Source organism: Streptosporangium sp. NPDC002544 (assembly GCF_040295965.1).
Lineage (GTDB): Bacteria > Actinomycetota > Actinomycetes > Streptosporangiales > Streptosporangiaceae > Streptosporangium.
In genome coordinates, this window is record NZ_JBEOWJ010000022.1 from 112,609 (window position 1) to 126,703 (window position 14,095).

Sequence of the window (14,095 nt, forward strand, 5' to 3'; positions counted from 1 at the left end):
CCGAAGGCGGCCCGGTCCGGTCAGGCGGAGCCGACGAATCGGGAGTCCATCCCGATCAGTCAGAGAGCGCGGACCATCACCGTCGAGGAGCCTGGCTCAGGTAGCTCAGTACGGCCAGCACCCTGCGGTTAGCGGTGTGCGGCAGTTCGAGCTTGGCGAACACGGCCGAGATGTGCCGCTCCACCGACGCGGTGGACAGGCAGACCCGGGCGGCGATCGTCGCGTTCGAGCAGCCTTCGGCCATCAGGGCGAGGATCTCGCGCTCCTGCTCGCCCAGGCGGGCGAGTTTCGGATCGTTCATGGGGGGTCCGTTCTGAGGGTAAACCGTTGACCTCTCCACTTGCTCTTGCCGGATTTGTACCACGCCGTTTGAATTCTGGCCATGAGGACAAAATTTGAGCACGACGGTCTAAAAGGCTCCCTCATCGAGCGAGTTCGCCGCAAGCAGATCGTGACGGGCGCGATCTCCACGATCGCGGCCAACGGTCTGGCGCACTCGTCGCTGGCGAAGATCGCGGCCGACGTGGGAGTCAGCAGAGGGGTGATCTCCTACCACTTCTCCGGCCGTGACGAGCTCATCGAGCAGGTCATCAACGCACTGTTCGTCGAGACGAACCGCTTCGTCAAGGCGCGGGTCGACGCCGTCGAGGACGCCGCGGCCAAGCTGCGCGCCTACATCGAGGCGAGCTTCGAATTCATGATCGACAACCGGGACAACTTTGTGGCCCTTGTCGACATCTGGGGGAGCTTCGGCTCCCCGGAGGCCAAACAGCGCTTCAACGCCACGATGTACGACCCGTGCCGCCGCCACGTGGAGCGCCTGCTGCGACAGGGCCAGGACAGCGGCGCCTTCAGGGCTTTCGATCCCTCCACACTGGCCACCACGATCCAGGGCGCCATCGACGGCGTCATGCTCCAGTGGGTCTTCGACGAGCACGCCGTCGACCTGACCGGCTGCGCGGCCGAGCTGGTGGCCATATTCGACCTGGCGACCCGGGCGTGAGCGCGCGGAGTCTCGGTCACCTGCTGCGCGAACGCGCCGGGGAGGACGGGGAGCGGGTGCTGTTCAGGTTCGGCGGCCGATCGACGTCGGTGGCCGAGGTCGAAGACCGTACCAACCGCCTGGCGAACGTGCTGGCCGCCCGAGGGGTACGGCGAGGCGACCGGGTGGCGGTGATGCTGCCCAACGGAATCGGCTTCCCCGTGGCGTGGCTGGCGATCGCGAAGCTCGGCGCGGTCATCGTGCCGGTCAACCCCGGCTACCGCAGCGCCGACCTGGCCCACGTGATCGGCGATTCGGGCGCGGTCCTCGCACTGACCGGCACGGCGCAAGCCGTACGGGCTCTGCGGGAAGTGAAGATCGGCCAGGTGGGGCTGCTCGACCCCGCGGACGCGGGCCCCGCCGTCGAATCCGCGGACGGGGCGTTCGACGCGGGAGCCGAGCTGGCCGAGGCCGAGGCCGTCCACGAGCTGCCTGACCTCACCCGTGGCGACCTGCTCAACCTGCAGTACACCTCGGGCACCACGGGCTTCCCCAAGGGCTGCATGCTGACCCACGGCTACTGGCTGCACCTGGCGGAGCTGGCGGGCGAGATGGCGCTGGTCACCGGCGACGACGTGGACCTTACCGCGCAGCCCTTCTACTACATGGACCCGCAGTGGAACACGGTCCTGGCCCTGCTGGCCGGGATCCCGCTGGTGATCCTGGAGCGCTTCTCCGCCTCCACTTTCTGGCGTTCGGTCCGCGAGCACGGCGTCACCTTCAGCTATGTGCTGGGCACGATGCCGCTGATGCTGCTCAAGCAGCCGCCCGACCCCGCCGTCGAGCGCGACCACCGGATGCGGCTCGTGCTCTGCTCGGGCATCGCCCCCGACCTGCACACCACCTTCGAGGAACGCTGGGGCGTGCCCTGGCGGGAGGCATACGGCAGCACCGAGGCGGGCGTGGTGCTGGCGGTGGCCGCCGACGACACGGCGTGCGTCGGCACCGGCGCGATGGGCCGGGAGGTTCCGGGCAAGCAGGCCAAGGTCGTCGGCGAGGACGGCGCCACGCTGCCCGACGGCGAGATCGGCGAGATCGTCGTACGCGGCGAGCCGATGATGCTCGGTTACTGGGGCCGCGAGGAGGCGCTGTTCACCGACGGCTGGTACCGGATGGGCGACCTCGGCTACCGCGACCCCGAAGGACATTTCCACCTCGTCGGCAGGCTCAAGGAGATGATCAGGCGCGGCGGCGAGAACATCGCCGCCGCCGAGGTGGAGGCCGTACTGGCCGAGCACCCGGCGGTGCGGGCCGCCGCCGTCATCCCCGTGCCCGACGACGTACTGGGCGAAGAGGCCAAGGCCCTCGTGCAGCTCGTCGCGCCGGTCGAACCGGCCGAACTGACCGCGTTCGTCGCCGCGCGGCTGGCCGCCTTCAAGGTGCCCAGGTTCGTGGAGTTCGTCGACGCGTTCCCGATGACCCCATCCGAGCGCATAGCCAAGCATCTGCTGCCCATCAGCCGTGAGACGGCATTCGACAGAGAGACGGGGAAACGATGACCGACCTGAAGGTACGCCACGAGGGCGCCACCATGGTGATCACTTTCGATCGGCCCGAGGTGCTCAACGCCTTCCGCGACCAGACCTACCGTGAGCTGGTCACCGCCCTGGAGGAGGCGGCTGACGACCCGGCCGTGCGCGTGGTCGTGCTCACCGGCACCGGCCGGGCGTTCTCGGCGGGTACCGACCTGAAGGAACTGGCCGGGCACCTGGGGGAGGAGTCGGAGCTCCTCAAGGAACGCACCAAGGCGCTGCAGGAGCTGACCATGCTCCTCACCGAGCACCCCAAGGTGATCATCTGCGCGGTGAACGGACTCTCGGTGGGCATCGGCGTGGAACTGGCGCTGGCCAGCGACATCCGGATCGCCGGCGAAAGCGCCACGTTCGCGCTCAAGGAGGTGCACCGAGGCTTCTTCCCCAGCAACGGCGTGCTGTATTTCCTACCCCGGCTGGTCGGGCACGGCCGCGCCGTCGACCTGCTGCTGACCGGCGAGCGCATCGACGCGGCCCAGGCGTACGCGACCGGGCTGGTCAGCAGGCTCGTCCCCGACGCCGAACTGCCAGGCACCACGCTCGCCATGGCCGAGCAGGTGGCCGCCGCCGCGCCCACACCCGTACGGCTCATCAAGCAGGCCATGACCCAGGTGTGGGAGCTGGACCTGCCGGAAGTCCTCGCCGTGGAGATCGAGGGCCTGTTCGCCTGCCTCAACAGCACCGACATGATCGAGGGCGTCAACGCCTTCGCCCAGAAGCGTGCCGCCACGTTCCAGGGGAACTGAACGCCATGACCGAACTCGACCACCCTCCAGCGTTATGGCGCGGGCTCAAGTCACGCCACATGACGATGATCGGCCTGGGCGGCATCATCAGCGCCGGGCTGTTCGTCAGCAGCGGCAAGGTGATCGCCGACACCGGGCCCGCCGCGCTGATCGCGTACGTACTCGGCGGCGTCATCGTCGTCCTGGTGATGCGGATGCTCGGTGAGATGGCCGCGGCCCGCCCCACTTCGGGGTCCTTCGCCGACTACGCGCGCCTCGCCCTGGGGGAGCGCGCTGGTTTCCTGGCCGGGTGGAGCTACTGGCTCTTCGCGATCGCGGTGGTCGCGTTCGAGGGGGTGGCGGGAGCCCAGCTGCTGCACTCGCTGCTCCCGTCGCTGCCGGTGCTTCCGGTGGCGGTCGCGCTGGTCGTGGCGGTCACCGCGGCGAACCTGGTCTCGGTGAAGCTGTTCGGCGAGACCGAGTTCTGGCTGGCCACGATCAAGGTCGTCGTCATCGTCGCCTTCATCGCGGCCGGGCTGCTGTTCATCGTCGGGCTGTGGCCCGGCGGCGGCGTCGGGCTGTCGAACCTGACGGAGTACGGCGGGTTCGTCCCCAATGGCTGGGGCGCCGTCGCCACGGCCCTGGTCACCGTGCTGTTCTCCTACTTCGGCGCGGAGATCGTCACCATCGCGGCCGCCGAGTCGCAGGAGCCCGCCAAGGAGATCGCCAGGGCGACCATCCGGGTGGTCTGGCGAGTGCTGATCTTCTACGTCGGTTCGGTCTTCGTGATCCTCGCGATCGTGCCCTGGAACCAGGTCCCTGCCAACGGCGAGGACAGCCCCTTCGTCACCGCCATCGACCGGCTCGGCATCCCCGGCGCGGGCCCGGCCATGACCGTGGTGATCCTGGTCGCGGTCCTGTCGGTGGCGAACGCGGCGATGTACGGTGCCTCGCGCATCCTGACCGCGATGGCCTCCCGCGCCGACGCGCCCGCCGCGATAGCCCTCGTCAACGCCAGAGGGGTGCCCGCGCGGGCGCTGCTCCTCGGCTCGGGCCTGGCCCTCGTGATCATGTTCGCCGCCTACGCGGTGGACCCGCAGGCCGTGTTCGGCCTGCTGATCAACACCGCCGGGCAGCTCGTCCTGGTCCTGTACGTCCTCATCGCGTTCAGCCAGCTCAGACTTCGCCGCCAGGCGCTGGAGCCGCTGCCGCTGCGGATGTGGGGCCATCCGTGGCTGACCTGGACCGTGATCGTCGCGCTGGTGCTGGCGTTCGTGGCCGTGGCCACCTCGCCAGGCGCGCTCCCCGTGGTCGTGGGCGTCGCCGCGGTCCTCGGCGGTCTCCTACTGGTCCACCTGCTCATTTCCCGCTTCCGTCAACAGGAGTTGTGACCCTTGCGAACGCTGATCGCCGCGCTCTGCGCGGCTCTGGTCCTCATTATTGGTACGAGCCCCGCCCAGGCGTCCCCGCGCATGTATCAGTGCCTCATCGACGAGGCGGTCCGATCGCCGGTCCCCGGCGCGATCCTCCAGGTCGACGGGCCCGGTGGGCGCTTCACCGACGCGAGCGGCAAGTTCCAGCGCGGCGGGCGTGATCTGCGGGTTTCCGATGGCTTCCGTACGGCCAGCAGCACGAAGACGATGACGGCGGCCGTCGTGCTGAAGCTGGTGGAGCAGGGCAAGCTCGGGCTCGACGACCTCATCTTGAAGTATCTGGACCCCAAGCTGATCGCGCGACTGCCGTACGGCTCCGAGATCACCGTCAGGCAGCTCCTCACCCACACCTCCGGCGTCTTCGACTACGTGAAAGACGCCTCCTGGTACGACTACGTCTTGGCGCACCCCCAGAAGACGTGGAGCCCCACCGAGCTCGTCACCTGGGCCATCGAGCACGGCACCCCTTACGGCAAGCCCGGCGAGGTCTACCGCTACTCCGACAGCGGCTACGTCCTGGCCGCGCTCGTCGCCCAGGATGCGGCGGGGATGCCGCTGCACCGCCTCTACCGCGAGCTGCTCCTGGAGCCGCTCGGCATGAAGCACACCTACCTGGAGTACTGGGAGCGGCCCCTTGGCCCGATGGCCCACCCCTACCTCGGCGACCTCGACACCCACGGCTTCAACCCCACCTTCGACACCTTCGGCGGCGGCGGCCTCGTCAGCACCGCCGGTGACCTGACGACGTTCATACGCGGCCTGTTCGAGGGCAAGGTCTTCAAGGACCCACGGACCCTGAAGACCATGCTCACCATCACCCCGCAGAGCGAGAAGGCGGGCACGCCGTACGGCATGGGCATCGAGACCGAGACCGTCGCCGGCGAGACGATCTACGGACACGGAGGGTTCTTCGGCTCCTTCAACTACTACTCGCCCAAGCACCGCGTCTCGGTCACGGGCACCATCACCCAGTCGGTCGCCGTCGCCTTCGGCCCCTGGAAGAAGCTCGTCCACAGCACCTTCACCCACGCCTTCGGCAAGCCGGTGACCTGCCCAGCGACCTGACGCGCCCGGTGGGGTGCGGAAACTCAGCCGCCGAGGTTGACCTGGGTGTGTGTGGCTCGAGCATGATGAGGTCTCGGGCATCCTGCTGACGGTGTTGTGGTCCTGCCTCCATCTCATTCTCGGGCGTGTCTTTCAGCTTCTGGTGCTGGGTCGCGGTGATCGGGCCAAAGCGATCGAGATCGTGGTGCTTCGCCATCAGGTCGCTGTGCTGCGCCGTCAGGTGAACCGGCCCGATCTCCAGCCTGGAGATCGGGCCGTGCTCGCGGCCTTGTCGCGACTGCTTCCCCGCTCGTCATCAGCGCATCAGCGGCGAACTGGTCGGCGTCGGCCTTCGGGTTCTCGGCGCAAGGCCGAGGAGAACCGAGAAACCCCAGGTCGGATGGGGTGCGACGGAGTAGGGCGGGTGGGACTTGAACCCACGACCCACGACCCACGGATCACGAGTCCGCCGGTCGCAGGGCGCGCAGTCGTGCCGCCTCGGTCGCGGTGACGTTCGGGTCCGCCAGGCGCGCCGTGACGACCTCGGCGGTGCGCGACGCCGGATCGGTACGGCATTCCCGCTGGAACGCCCATAGCAGGGCACGCCTGCGAAGCCGGGCGGCGAACCCCGAGACGTCGCCGTTCCGCACCAGCACGAGGGTCTGGGCCACGTCCGCCGCGGGATCCCCGGCGGCGGCGTTGCACCAGTCGATGACACTCGGCCCGCGGTCGGTGAGGATGACGTTGGCCGGGTGGAGATCCAGGTGCAGCACCCGGTGGTCCGACTCGCCGGCGAACCGGCGCGGGAGCCAGTCGGGCGCGGTGACCGCGTGCAACGTGTCGTGCAGCTCGCCGAGCAGCCGGCCGTACGCCGTCGTCCGCCAGGGCCGCCGCCGCAGGGCCTCCAGCATCGTCGGCCCGTGCAGCCGTTGGAGCACCAGATCGGTGTCGGTGACGTCGTGCACCCGCGGAACCGGGTATCCCTGAGCCGAGAGGTAGGTCATCAGGCGCGCCTCCTGGTGGGTCGGCCCATCCTGGCGGTACCGGCGCAGCACCCGATCGTCGCCGAGCGCGTACACGTCCGCGGTCCTGCCCCTGGCGATCAGCTTCACGGCCGTTTCCCGTCATCACCGGATTCCCTGACGATGGAGTCGAGCAGGAGCCCGAGCGCGGTCTCGAACAGTTCGTCCGGATCGACCTTGGGGAGATGGTCGCGGATCGCGTGGATGTGGGGGTGGGAGTCGGGGTCGGCCGCGCGGTAGGCAAGGCTCGTCCCGGCGACCTCGGCCGCCTTGGTCTCGGGGGCGAGGCTGTGGAAGGCGGCCTCCCCACCCGACCACAGGAGCGCGAAGTCGGCGACGACCCGGTAGAGCATCGCCGCCCGGGTGCCGTCGAAACCGGCGCCGATCAGTGCGCCGATCATGGTGTCCGCCGCGCGCATCTCCGCGGTTCCCCTGGTCGTGCGCGGCCCGGACAGGGCCGCGGCCGCGGGGTGGGCGAGGTAGGTCGCGCGGACCCTGCGGCAGAGCTCGGCGAGGGTGTCCGCCCAGTACGGGGCCGCGGTGAAACCCTCGAACGCCTCCTGCAGCAGCCGGTCGGCGACGGCGAGCAGCAGGTCGTCACGGCCGTTGAAGTGCCGGTAGACGGCGGTCTGGTCGGCGCCGAGCGCCCTGCCCAGCCGGGGCATGCTGAAGGCGGCCGCCCCGTCCTCGTCGAGCAGGCGCAGCGCCGTGCTCACGATGAGGTCGGGGGTGAGTGCCCCGCGGGGCAGGCGGGGACGTCGCTGAGGATTGCTCACCGGGTCATCATCTCAGGTCGCCTCCGCGTCCGGCCGGAATTCAAAGCCATGGACCAAACTATAGTCCAAGGCATTGACATCGCTGTGTCCCGGGTGTTTGCTCAGGGGCCATGAACGAGAAGCCGGCGGACCTGGTTCTCATCGACGGCCCGGTCTTCACCGCCGATGCCGTCAGGTCGTGGACCGACGCGGTCGCCGTACGCCAGGGACGGATCGTGGCGCTGGGAGCGCCGGCCGTCAGGGAGCTGATCGGCCGCACCACCGAGGTGGTCGACCTGGCGGGCACCCTGGCGATCCCCGGATTCGTGGACGCCCACGCGCATCCGGTCTTCGGGGGCCTGGGACGTGCCAGGTGCGACCTGCTCGCGGGAGAGGGGGAGCTGGCCGCCCCGGCTTCGGTGGGCGCGGCCGAAACGCTGGCCCGTGTCGCCGCCTACGCCGCCGCGCACCCCGGCCGCCCCTGGGTCGTCGGCGGCGGCTGGTCGATGGACCACTTCCCCGGCGGCACGCCGCGCAGGGAGGACCTGGATCGCGTCGTGCCCGACCGGCCGGTGTTCCTGCTCAACCGCGACGGGCACGGCGCGTGGGTCAACAGCAGGGCACTGGAGCTGGCCGGTGTCGACCGGCACACCTCCGACCCGCCGGACGGCCGGATCGAGCGCGACCCCGACGGCACCCCGGCCGGGACGCTGCACGAGAACGCGGCCGAGCTGGTCTCCCGGCTGCTGCCCGCCGTCTCGCCCGAGGAGTACGCGCAGGCGCTCATGGAAGGCCAGCGCCATCTGCACTCCCTCGGCGTCACCGGCTGGCAGGACGCCCTGGTCGGCGACTACCTGAGCTACCCCGACGCGCTGGAGACCTATCGCGCGGCCGCGGCCGACGGGCGGCTGACGGCCCGGGTGGTGGGTGCGCTGTGGTGGGACAGGGACGCGGGCGTGGCACAGCTCGACGACCTGGTCAGGCGCCGAGCCACGAGCACGGTCGGCCGGTTCGCCGCCACCTCGGTGAAGATCATGCAGGACGGCGTGTGCGAGAACTTCACCGCCGCGTTGCTGGAGCCGTACCGGTCGCCGGGCGGGGGAGGGGAGAGGCGGGGGCACAGCTACCTCGACCTGGGGGCGCTGGGCGAGGCGGTACGCCTGCTGGACGCCGAGGGCTTCCAGATCCACTTCCACACGATCGGCGACCGCGCGGTGCGCGAGGCCCTCGACGCGATCGAGGGCGCACGGGGCAGGACCGCCGATCCGGAGCCGTCGCGGGGGCGTGGTCACCGGGGGGACAACCGTCACCACCTGGCCCATCTGCAACTGGTCCACCCCGATGACGTGCCACGCCTGCGGCGGCTGCGGGTCGCGGCCAACATGCAGGCGCTCTGGGCGGTTCGCGACGAGCAGATGGCCGAACTGACGATCCCGTTCCTGGGCGAGGAGCGGTCACGGCGGCAGTACGCCTTCGGCGCGCTGCGGGAGGCGGGGGTCACGATGGTGGCGGGCAGCGACTGGCCCGTCTCCAGCGCCAACCCCCTGTGGGGGATACACGGTGCGGTCAACCGGCTCGTCCCCGGCGACCGCGAGGGCGAGCCCTTCCTGCCCGAGCAGCGGCTGGCGCTGGCCGACGCGCTGAGCGCCTACACCGCGGGGGGAGCGTGGATCAACCACCTCGACCACCTCACCGGCACGATCGCCGTCGGAAAGTACGCGGACCTGGCCGTGCTGGACCGCGACCCGTTCGAGGAACCGGCCCACGAGGTCGCGGACGCGAGGGTGGACCTCACCTTCGTCGAGGGCGTCCTGGTTCACGAGCGGACCTCCCGATGACCACGACCGGGGCCGGGCGGGCGACCCCGAGCGCCCTCCCGGCGACGACCTCGCCGAAGACCACCGGATCAACCTCAAGAGAGGATCCCTGATGGAAACCCTCAGGATCGGCCCGGCCCCTCTCCACCCGGGAGCCGAACAGTTCATGGTGCCCATGCGCGACGGCACCCGGCTGGCCACCGACGTCTACCTGCCGCCCGCACCCGGCAGGCACCCGGTCGTCGTCTCGCGCATGCCGTACGACAAGGCGAGCGCGTGGATGGCCGTCGACAGGATCGCGCCGCGCTATCTGGAACGCGGCTACGTCTTCGTCGCCCAGGACGTACGCGGCAAGTTCCGCTCGGAAGGCGAGACCATGCCGTTCGTCCACGAGGTCGAGGACACCTACGACACGCTCGACTGGGTGGTGGGGCAGCCCTGGTCGGACGGGGCGGTCGCGATGACCGGCGACTCCTACCACGGCTACACGCAGTGGGCGGGAGTCGCCGGCGGCCACCCGGCGCTGCGGGCCGTCGCGCCCCGGGTGACCGGTACCGGCATCTCGGACATGCTCCTCGCCGGCCGGGTGAGCTGCCTGTACCAGGCCGCCTACTTCGCGCACATGTGGGTGGACAGGGACGTCCACTACTACGAGACAGACTGGTCGGTCCGGCCGCTGAGGGAGGTCTTCGAACCCGCCTTCTCCGCGATCGGAGCCCGCTCCGCGGCCGTGGACGCGATGCTGGCCGGTTGGCCGCCGGTCAACCCGTTCGCCTCCCGGCACCCGTTCACCGCACGCCCCGTCCCGGTGCTGCACCGGGTCGGCTGGTTCGACAACCTCATCGACCTGTCCATGCGCGACCACTCGGCGCAACTCGCCGTACCGGCCTGGCGGGACCTCGCCTACCTCGACGCCGACGCCTGTGACCACCACACCTACCATCTCGCCCAGGCCCCCGTCGCCCCCGCGGACGACCACGCGCTCGACGCCGCCCTGCTGGACCGGATCCTGCCCCGCTACCTCGGCCGGACGCTGGACTTCTTCGACGTGTTCGTACGAGGGCTGCGGCCGGTCACCTCGCTGTCGCGGGCGACGTGGTTCCAGGGGCACGACGGCGAGCGCACGGCGGGCGAGTGGCCGCCGCGGGACGCGGTGGAACTGCTCCTGCACCCGTCGGGGAACGCGCTGGCCACCACGCCGGGGACGGGTGCGCGCGTCGTCAGGTGGACGCACGACCCGGCCGATCCGGTCCCGTCGATCGTGAAGGACCCGTGGGTCTTCCTGCACGAGTACCCGGACGAGAGCCCGCTGCACGACCGGCCCGACGTGGTGGTCTTCACCGGCGAGCCCGCCGGGCGCCCGCTGGACCTGACCGGGCCGGTCAACGCCCTGGTCGCGGTCGAGACCGACGCGCCGAGCATGCACCTGTTCGTCAAGCTCCACGACGTGGCCCCCGACGGCTCCGCCCACATGATCTCCCGCGGGCAGGCGCTGATCACCGGGCCGGCGGGCGTCCAGGTCGATCTCGGCCACACCGGCTACCGGCTGCGGTCAGGCCACCGGCTGCGGCTCGTGCTCTCCTGCAGCGACTACCCGCTGTTCGCCCCGCACCCCGGCACCGCCGAGGACCCGTGGTCGGCGATCGCCACGCGCCCCTCGGTCCAGACCCTGCGCCCGGCGGCCACCTTCCTCTCCCTCACCGTCACCCCGTGAGCCCCTGACCGACATCCCGCGCCTGTGGTCAGGTGGCGGTGACGACGCCGGAGGCGCCGTCGACGGTGATCTCCTGGCCGGTGACGATGTGCTCGGTCGCCCCGCTCACGCCCACCACGGCCGGGATGCCGTACTCGCGGGCCACCACGGCGCCGTGGGAGTTGGCGCCGCCCATCTCCATCACCAGGCCGCCCGCCGTCAGGAACAGCGGGGTCCAGCCGGGGTCGGTGGAGGGGCAGACCAGGATCTCCCCGGGTTCCAGGTGCGCGCCGACCGGGTCGAGGACGACCCTGGCGGCACCGGTGACGGTGCCCGCCGAGGCCGGGGTGCCGGTCAGCGCGCCGTCCACCGGCGCCCGTACGGCGGTGGCCTCCGGTTCGGTGCCGTCGGACAGCAGGACGCGGGGGACGTGCCTGCGGCGCAGTTCGCGGGCGGCCTCCGCACGCCGCCGCGCCACGAGATCTCCCAGTGTGGCCTCCGTCGGCGCGATGGCCCTTGGCGAGGCCGGGCTGCCAAGGGCCGCCCTGGCCTCGTGGAAGGTCAGGAAGAAGACGTCGTCGGCGCGGGAGAGCAGGCCACGGGAGGCCAGCTCGGCACCGACGGCCAGTAGCTCGGCCCGCATCGCGGCCAGGGCGGTCACCACGACGTACTTGGGCATCTCACGCAGGCCCGCCAGCGCGCGGGTCCGGCCGAGCGCGAAGCGGACGAGGCGCCCGCGCGGCCCTCCGGCACGCCCGCTCAAAGTCTTGATCATGACAGTGGCCTCGGTGGCGCCCCTGGCGAACAGCGCGTCGGGGGCCAGGGCCGGGTCCTCCAGCCGCAGGTAGTTGGCGAGGACGCCGAGGATGTGGGTCGGCTCCTCCGACCAGCGCGGCAGCCCGAGGTCGATCTCGGCGACCGCCCTGACGCCGTAGCCGGAGAGGAAGTCCGCCAGGCCGTCTCCCAGCACGCCGGGCAGCGTCCCGGCGTGGAAGCGTTCGGCCAGCTCGGCGGCGGGGGTGCCGAGCAGCAGGGAGGCGGCCTCGCCGTCCTCGCGGATGCGGGCGGCCAGCCGCCACAGCGCCAGGTCCATCTCGGTGGTCACGTTGTGCGGGAGCCCGCGCAGCACCGTCTCCAGCTCACCGGGCCGGGCCCGGTCGCCCAGCACCAGGGCGGCCAGGCCGAGCATCGCGAACCCGGCCGCCGCGGCCGGGGCGATGGTCGGCAGCAGCGGGAAGATCTGGCCGCCCAGCATCCGCTCGACATGGTCGAGACGCTCGGCCGGGGTGGCGCCCCGCGGTGCCGGGAGCCGTCCCCGCAGGCGCTCCCGGAGCAGCTCCACGTCCCGATGCGCCGAGGCGGGGTCGCGCAGGGCCCGTACGAAGCGGCGCGGGATGTGGAAGCGGGCCGCGATCCGCATCGCCCGGCGCAGCGGCGGCCGGAGCGAGGGCTGGGTGACGCCGAACCGGGGGTCGTCGAACAGTCCGCGCAGCACCCTCGCGGACCTGGCCTCCATCACGTCGAGCACCTTCGGGAAGAGCACCCGGCCCACCCGGCTGCGAATGAGGCCGGTGACGTCGAAGAACAGCCGCCCGCCCGCCTCGGCGACGGGCGGGGCCCCGGCCGGCCGGTCGGCCACCGGCATCCCCAGTATCTCGGACACCGATGACGAGAGCAGCCTGAAGGCCGACATGCCCATGGGGGTGATCGGCCGGTGGAGACCCTGGGCCAGGCTGAAGCAGAAGTAGATCCGGGTGTCGCCCGTCACGGCGGGAGCACCGCCCGCCGGGCTCGCGGCCGGCTCCGCGTGGTGGGGGATCGGGTAGAGGGTGGTGATGGGACGCGCCTGGGTCAGCCAGAGAACACCGGCGGCGTCGATGGCCCACTCGATGTCCTGGGGCGCCCCGTAGTGCCGCTCGACCCGGTCGCCGAGCTCGGCCAGCGCCGCCAGCTGCGTGTCGGTGACGCAGGCACTCTCCACGGGGTCCGCGGGGGTCTCGACGTGCTCGACGCCGCCGCCCGCCAGCGACCGTACGGCCACCTGCTTGTCTCCCAGGCGGCGCTCGGTGATCCGGCCGGTGGCGGTGTCGAGCACGAAATGGTCGGGATTGACCGCGCCGGAGACCACGGCCTCGCCGAGACCGGGACTGGCGTCGATCACCGCCTCGCGCCGCCGCCCGGTGACCGGGTTGGCGGTGAACATCACCCCGGCCACCTCGGACTGGACCATCTCCTGGATGACGACCGCCAGGCGCACGGTGCCGTGGTCGATGCCGTTCGCGGCCCGGTAGGCGACGGCCCGGTCGGTCCAGAGCGAGGCCCAGCACCGCCGGACCGCGTCCAGCACGGCGTCGGCGCCGATCACGTTGAGATAGGTGTCCTGCTGCCCGGCGAAACTGGCGTGCGGCAGGTCCTCGGCGGTCGCGGAGGAGCGGACCGCGACGGGGCCGTTCGCGCCGCTCCTCGCGACGTCCGCGATGTCATCGGGGACCGGTGCGGTGAGCACGGTCTCGCGGGCCTTGGCGGCCAGCGCGTTCAGGGCGGCGACGTCCTCGGCGGGCGTGGTGGCGAGCGCGGTGAGCAGATCCTTCAGCGCGGTCCGTTCGGTGACCCTGCGGTAGGCCTCGGTGGTGACGCACAGGCCCGGGGGAACGGGGAGCCCGGCGGTGGTGAGCACGCCGAGATTGGCCGCCTTGCCGCCGACCAGGGGCAGCATCTCCGCCCCGATGTCCTCGAATCTCAGGATGAGAGGCAGCGGCGCCTCCTGCCGAGACCCCGCAGGAGGCGTCGGGGATGGGATGTCGCCGGCCAGCCGGTCACGCTCCACGCCGTCCATCGGGCCGCTCCCTGTGCCGCTGCATCTGATGCGTACTGCAACGTTAGGCCGGAGAGGCCAATAAATCAACAAGTGATGAATTATCTGCCGCGCCCACCCGGCCAGGGCTCGTCACGCCTGTCCCGCCACCGCTCGGGGGCCGGGAAACGGAACGGCGACGGCGCCGGCCTGGTGAGGCCGGTGCCGCCGCCGCGAA

The 14,095-nt window shown here is 71.2% G+C and carries 11 protein-coding genes; 7 read left to right on the top strand and 4 right to left on the bottom strand.

Annotated features, from left to right (window positions below):
- Positions 1 to 76: 76 nt before the first annotated feature.
- Positions 77 to 301 (bottom strand): response regulator transcription factor, encoded by a 225-nt coding sequence (locus ABT061_RS29845; RefSeq protein WP_350924162.1) that lies wholly within the window; start codon positions 299 to 301, stop codon positions 77 to 79.
- Between the two features lie 81 nt (positions 302 to 382).
- Here ABT061_RS29845 and ABT061_RS29850 point away from each other — a divergent pair, with 81 nt between their 5' ends.
- From ABT061_RS29850 to ABT061_RS29870, 5 genes are read left to right on the top strand one after another with little or no spacing between them, the layout of a single operon-like run.
- A complete protein-coding gene (locus tag ABT061_RS29850) occupies positions 383 to 1,003 on the top strand; it encodes a TetR/AcrR family transcriptional regulator (protein WP_350924164.1) in 621 nt (206 codons plus the stop codon).
- Positions 1,000 to 2,541 carry an AMP-binding protein gene (locus tag ABT061_RS29855; protein ID WP_350924166.1) on the top strand — a complete coding sequence of 514 codons (1,542 nt, stop codon included), beginning with the start codon at positions 1,000 to 1,002 and terminating at the stop codon, positions 2,539 to 2,541. The genes ABT061_RS29850 and ABT061_RS29855 overlap by 4 nt, the downstream gene beginning before the upstream one ends.
- A complete protein-coding gene (locus ABT061_RS29860; RefSeq protein ID WP_350924168.1) occupies positions 2,538 to 3,320 on the top strand; it encodes an enoyl-CoA hydratase/isomerase family protein in 783 nt (260 codons plus the stop codon). The genes ABT061_RS29855 and ABT061_RS29860 overlap by 4 nt, the downstream gene beginning before the upstream one ends.
- A 59-nt stretch (positions 3,321 to 3,379) precedes the next feature.
- The gene (locus tag ABT061_RS29865; RefSeq protein WP_350924170.1) at positions 3,380 to 4,690 is read left to right on the top strand and encodes an amino acid permease; all 1,311 of its coding nucleotides are present in this window, start codon (positions 3,380 to 3,382) and stop codon (positions 4,688 to 4,690) included.
- Positions 4,691 to 4,693: 3 nt separating this feature from the next.
- Complete coding sequence (locus ABT061_RS29870; RefSeq protein ID WP_350924172.1) at positions 4,694 to 5,797, top strand: serine hydrolase domain-containing protein; 1,104 nt, start codon at positions 4,694 to 4,696, stop codon at positions 5,795 to 5,797.
- A 437-nt stretch (positions 5,798 to 6,234) separates the two neighbouring features.
- Here ABT061_RS29870 and ABT061_RS29875 read toward each other — a convergent pair whose 3' ends face one another.
- On the bottom strand, positions 6,235 to 6,888 hold the full coding sequence (locus tag ABT061_RS29875; protein ID WP_350924174.1) for a phosphotransferase: 654 nt from the start codon (positions 6,886 to 6,888) through the stop codon (positions 6,235 to 6,237).
- Complete coding sequence (locus ABT061_RS29880; protein WP_350924175.1) at positions 6,885 to 7,574, bottom strand: TetR/AcrR family transcriptional regulator; 690 nt, start codon at positions 7,572 to 7,574, stop codon at positions 6,885 to 6,887. Before ABT061_RS29880 ends, ABT061_RS29875 begins: the two co-directional genes overlap by 4 nt.
- A 110-nt stretch (positions 7,575 to 7,684) precedes the next feature.
- On the opposite strand from ABT061_RS29880, the gene ABT061_RS29885 reads away from it, so the two are divergent.
- Together ABT061_RS29885 and ABT061_RS29890 are read left to right on the top strand one after the other, a co-directional pair.
- Positions 7,685 to 9,391 (top strand): amidohydrolase, encoded by a 1,707-nt coding sequence (locus ABT061_RS29885; RefSeq protein ID WP_350924177.1) that lies wholly within the window; start codon positions 7,685 to 7,687, stop codon positions 9,389 to 9,391.
- 91 nt (positions 9,392 to 9,482) lie between these two features.
- Positions 9,483 to 11,084: a CocE/NonD family hydrolase gene (locus ABT061_RS29890; RefSeq protein WP_350924179.1), complete on the top strand. Its 1,602-nt coding sequence runs from the start codon at positions 9,483 to 9,485 to the stop codon at positions 11,082 to 11,084.
- 28 nt (positions 11,085 to 11,112) lie between these two features.
- Here ABT061_RS29890 and ABT061_RS29895 read toward each other — a convergent pair whose 3' ends face one another.
- Positions 11,113 to 13,899 (bottom strand): PEP/pyruvate-binding domain-containing protein, encoded by a 2,787-nt coding sequence (locus ABT061_RS29895; protein WP_350924181.1) that lies wholly within the window; start codon positions 13,897 to 13,899, stop codon positions 11,113 to 11,115.
- Positions 13,900 to 14,095 lie beyond the last annotated feature (196 nt).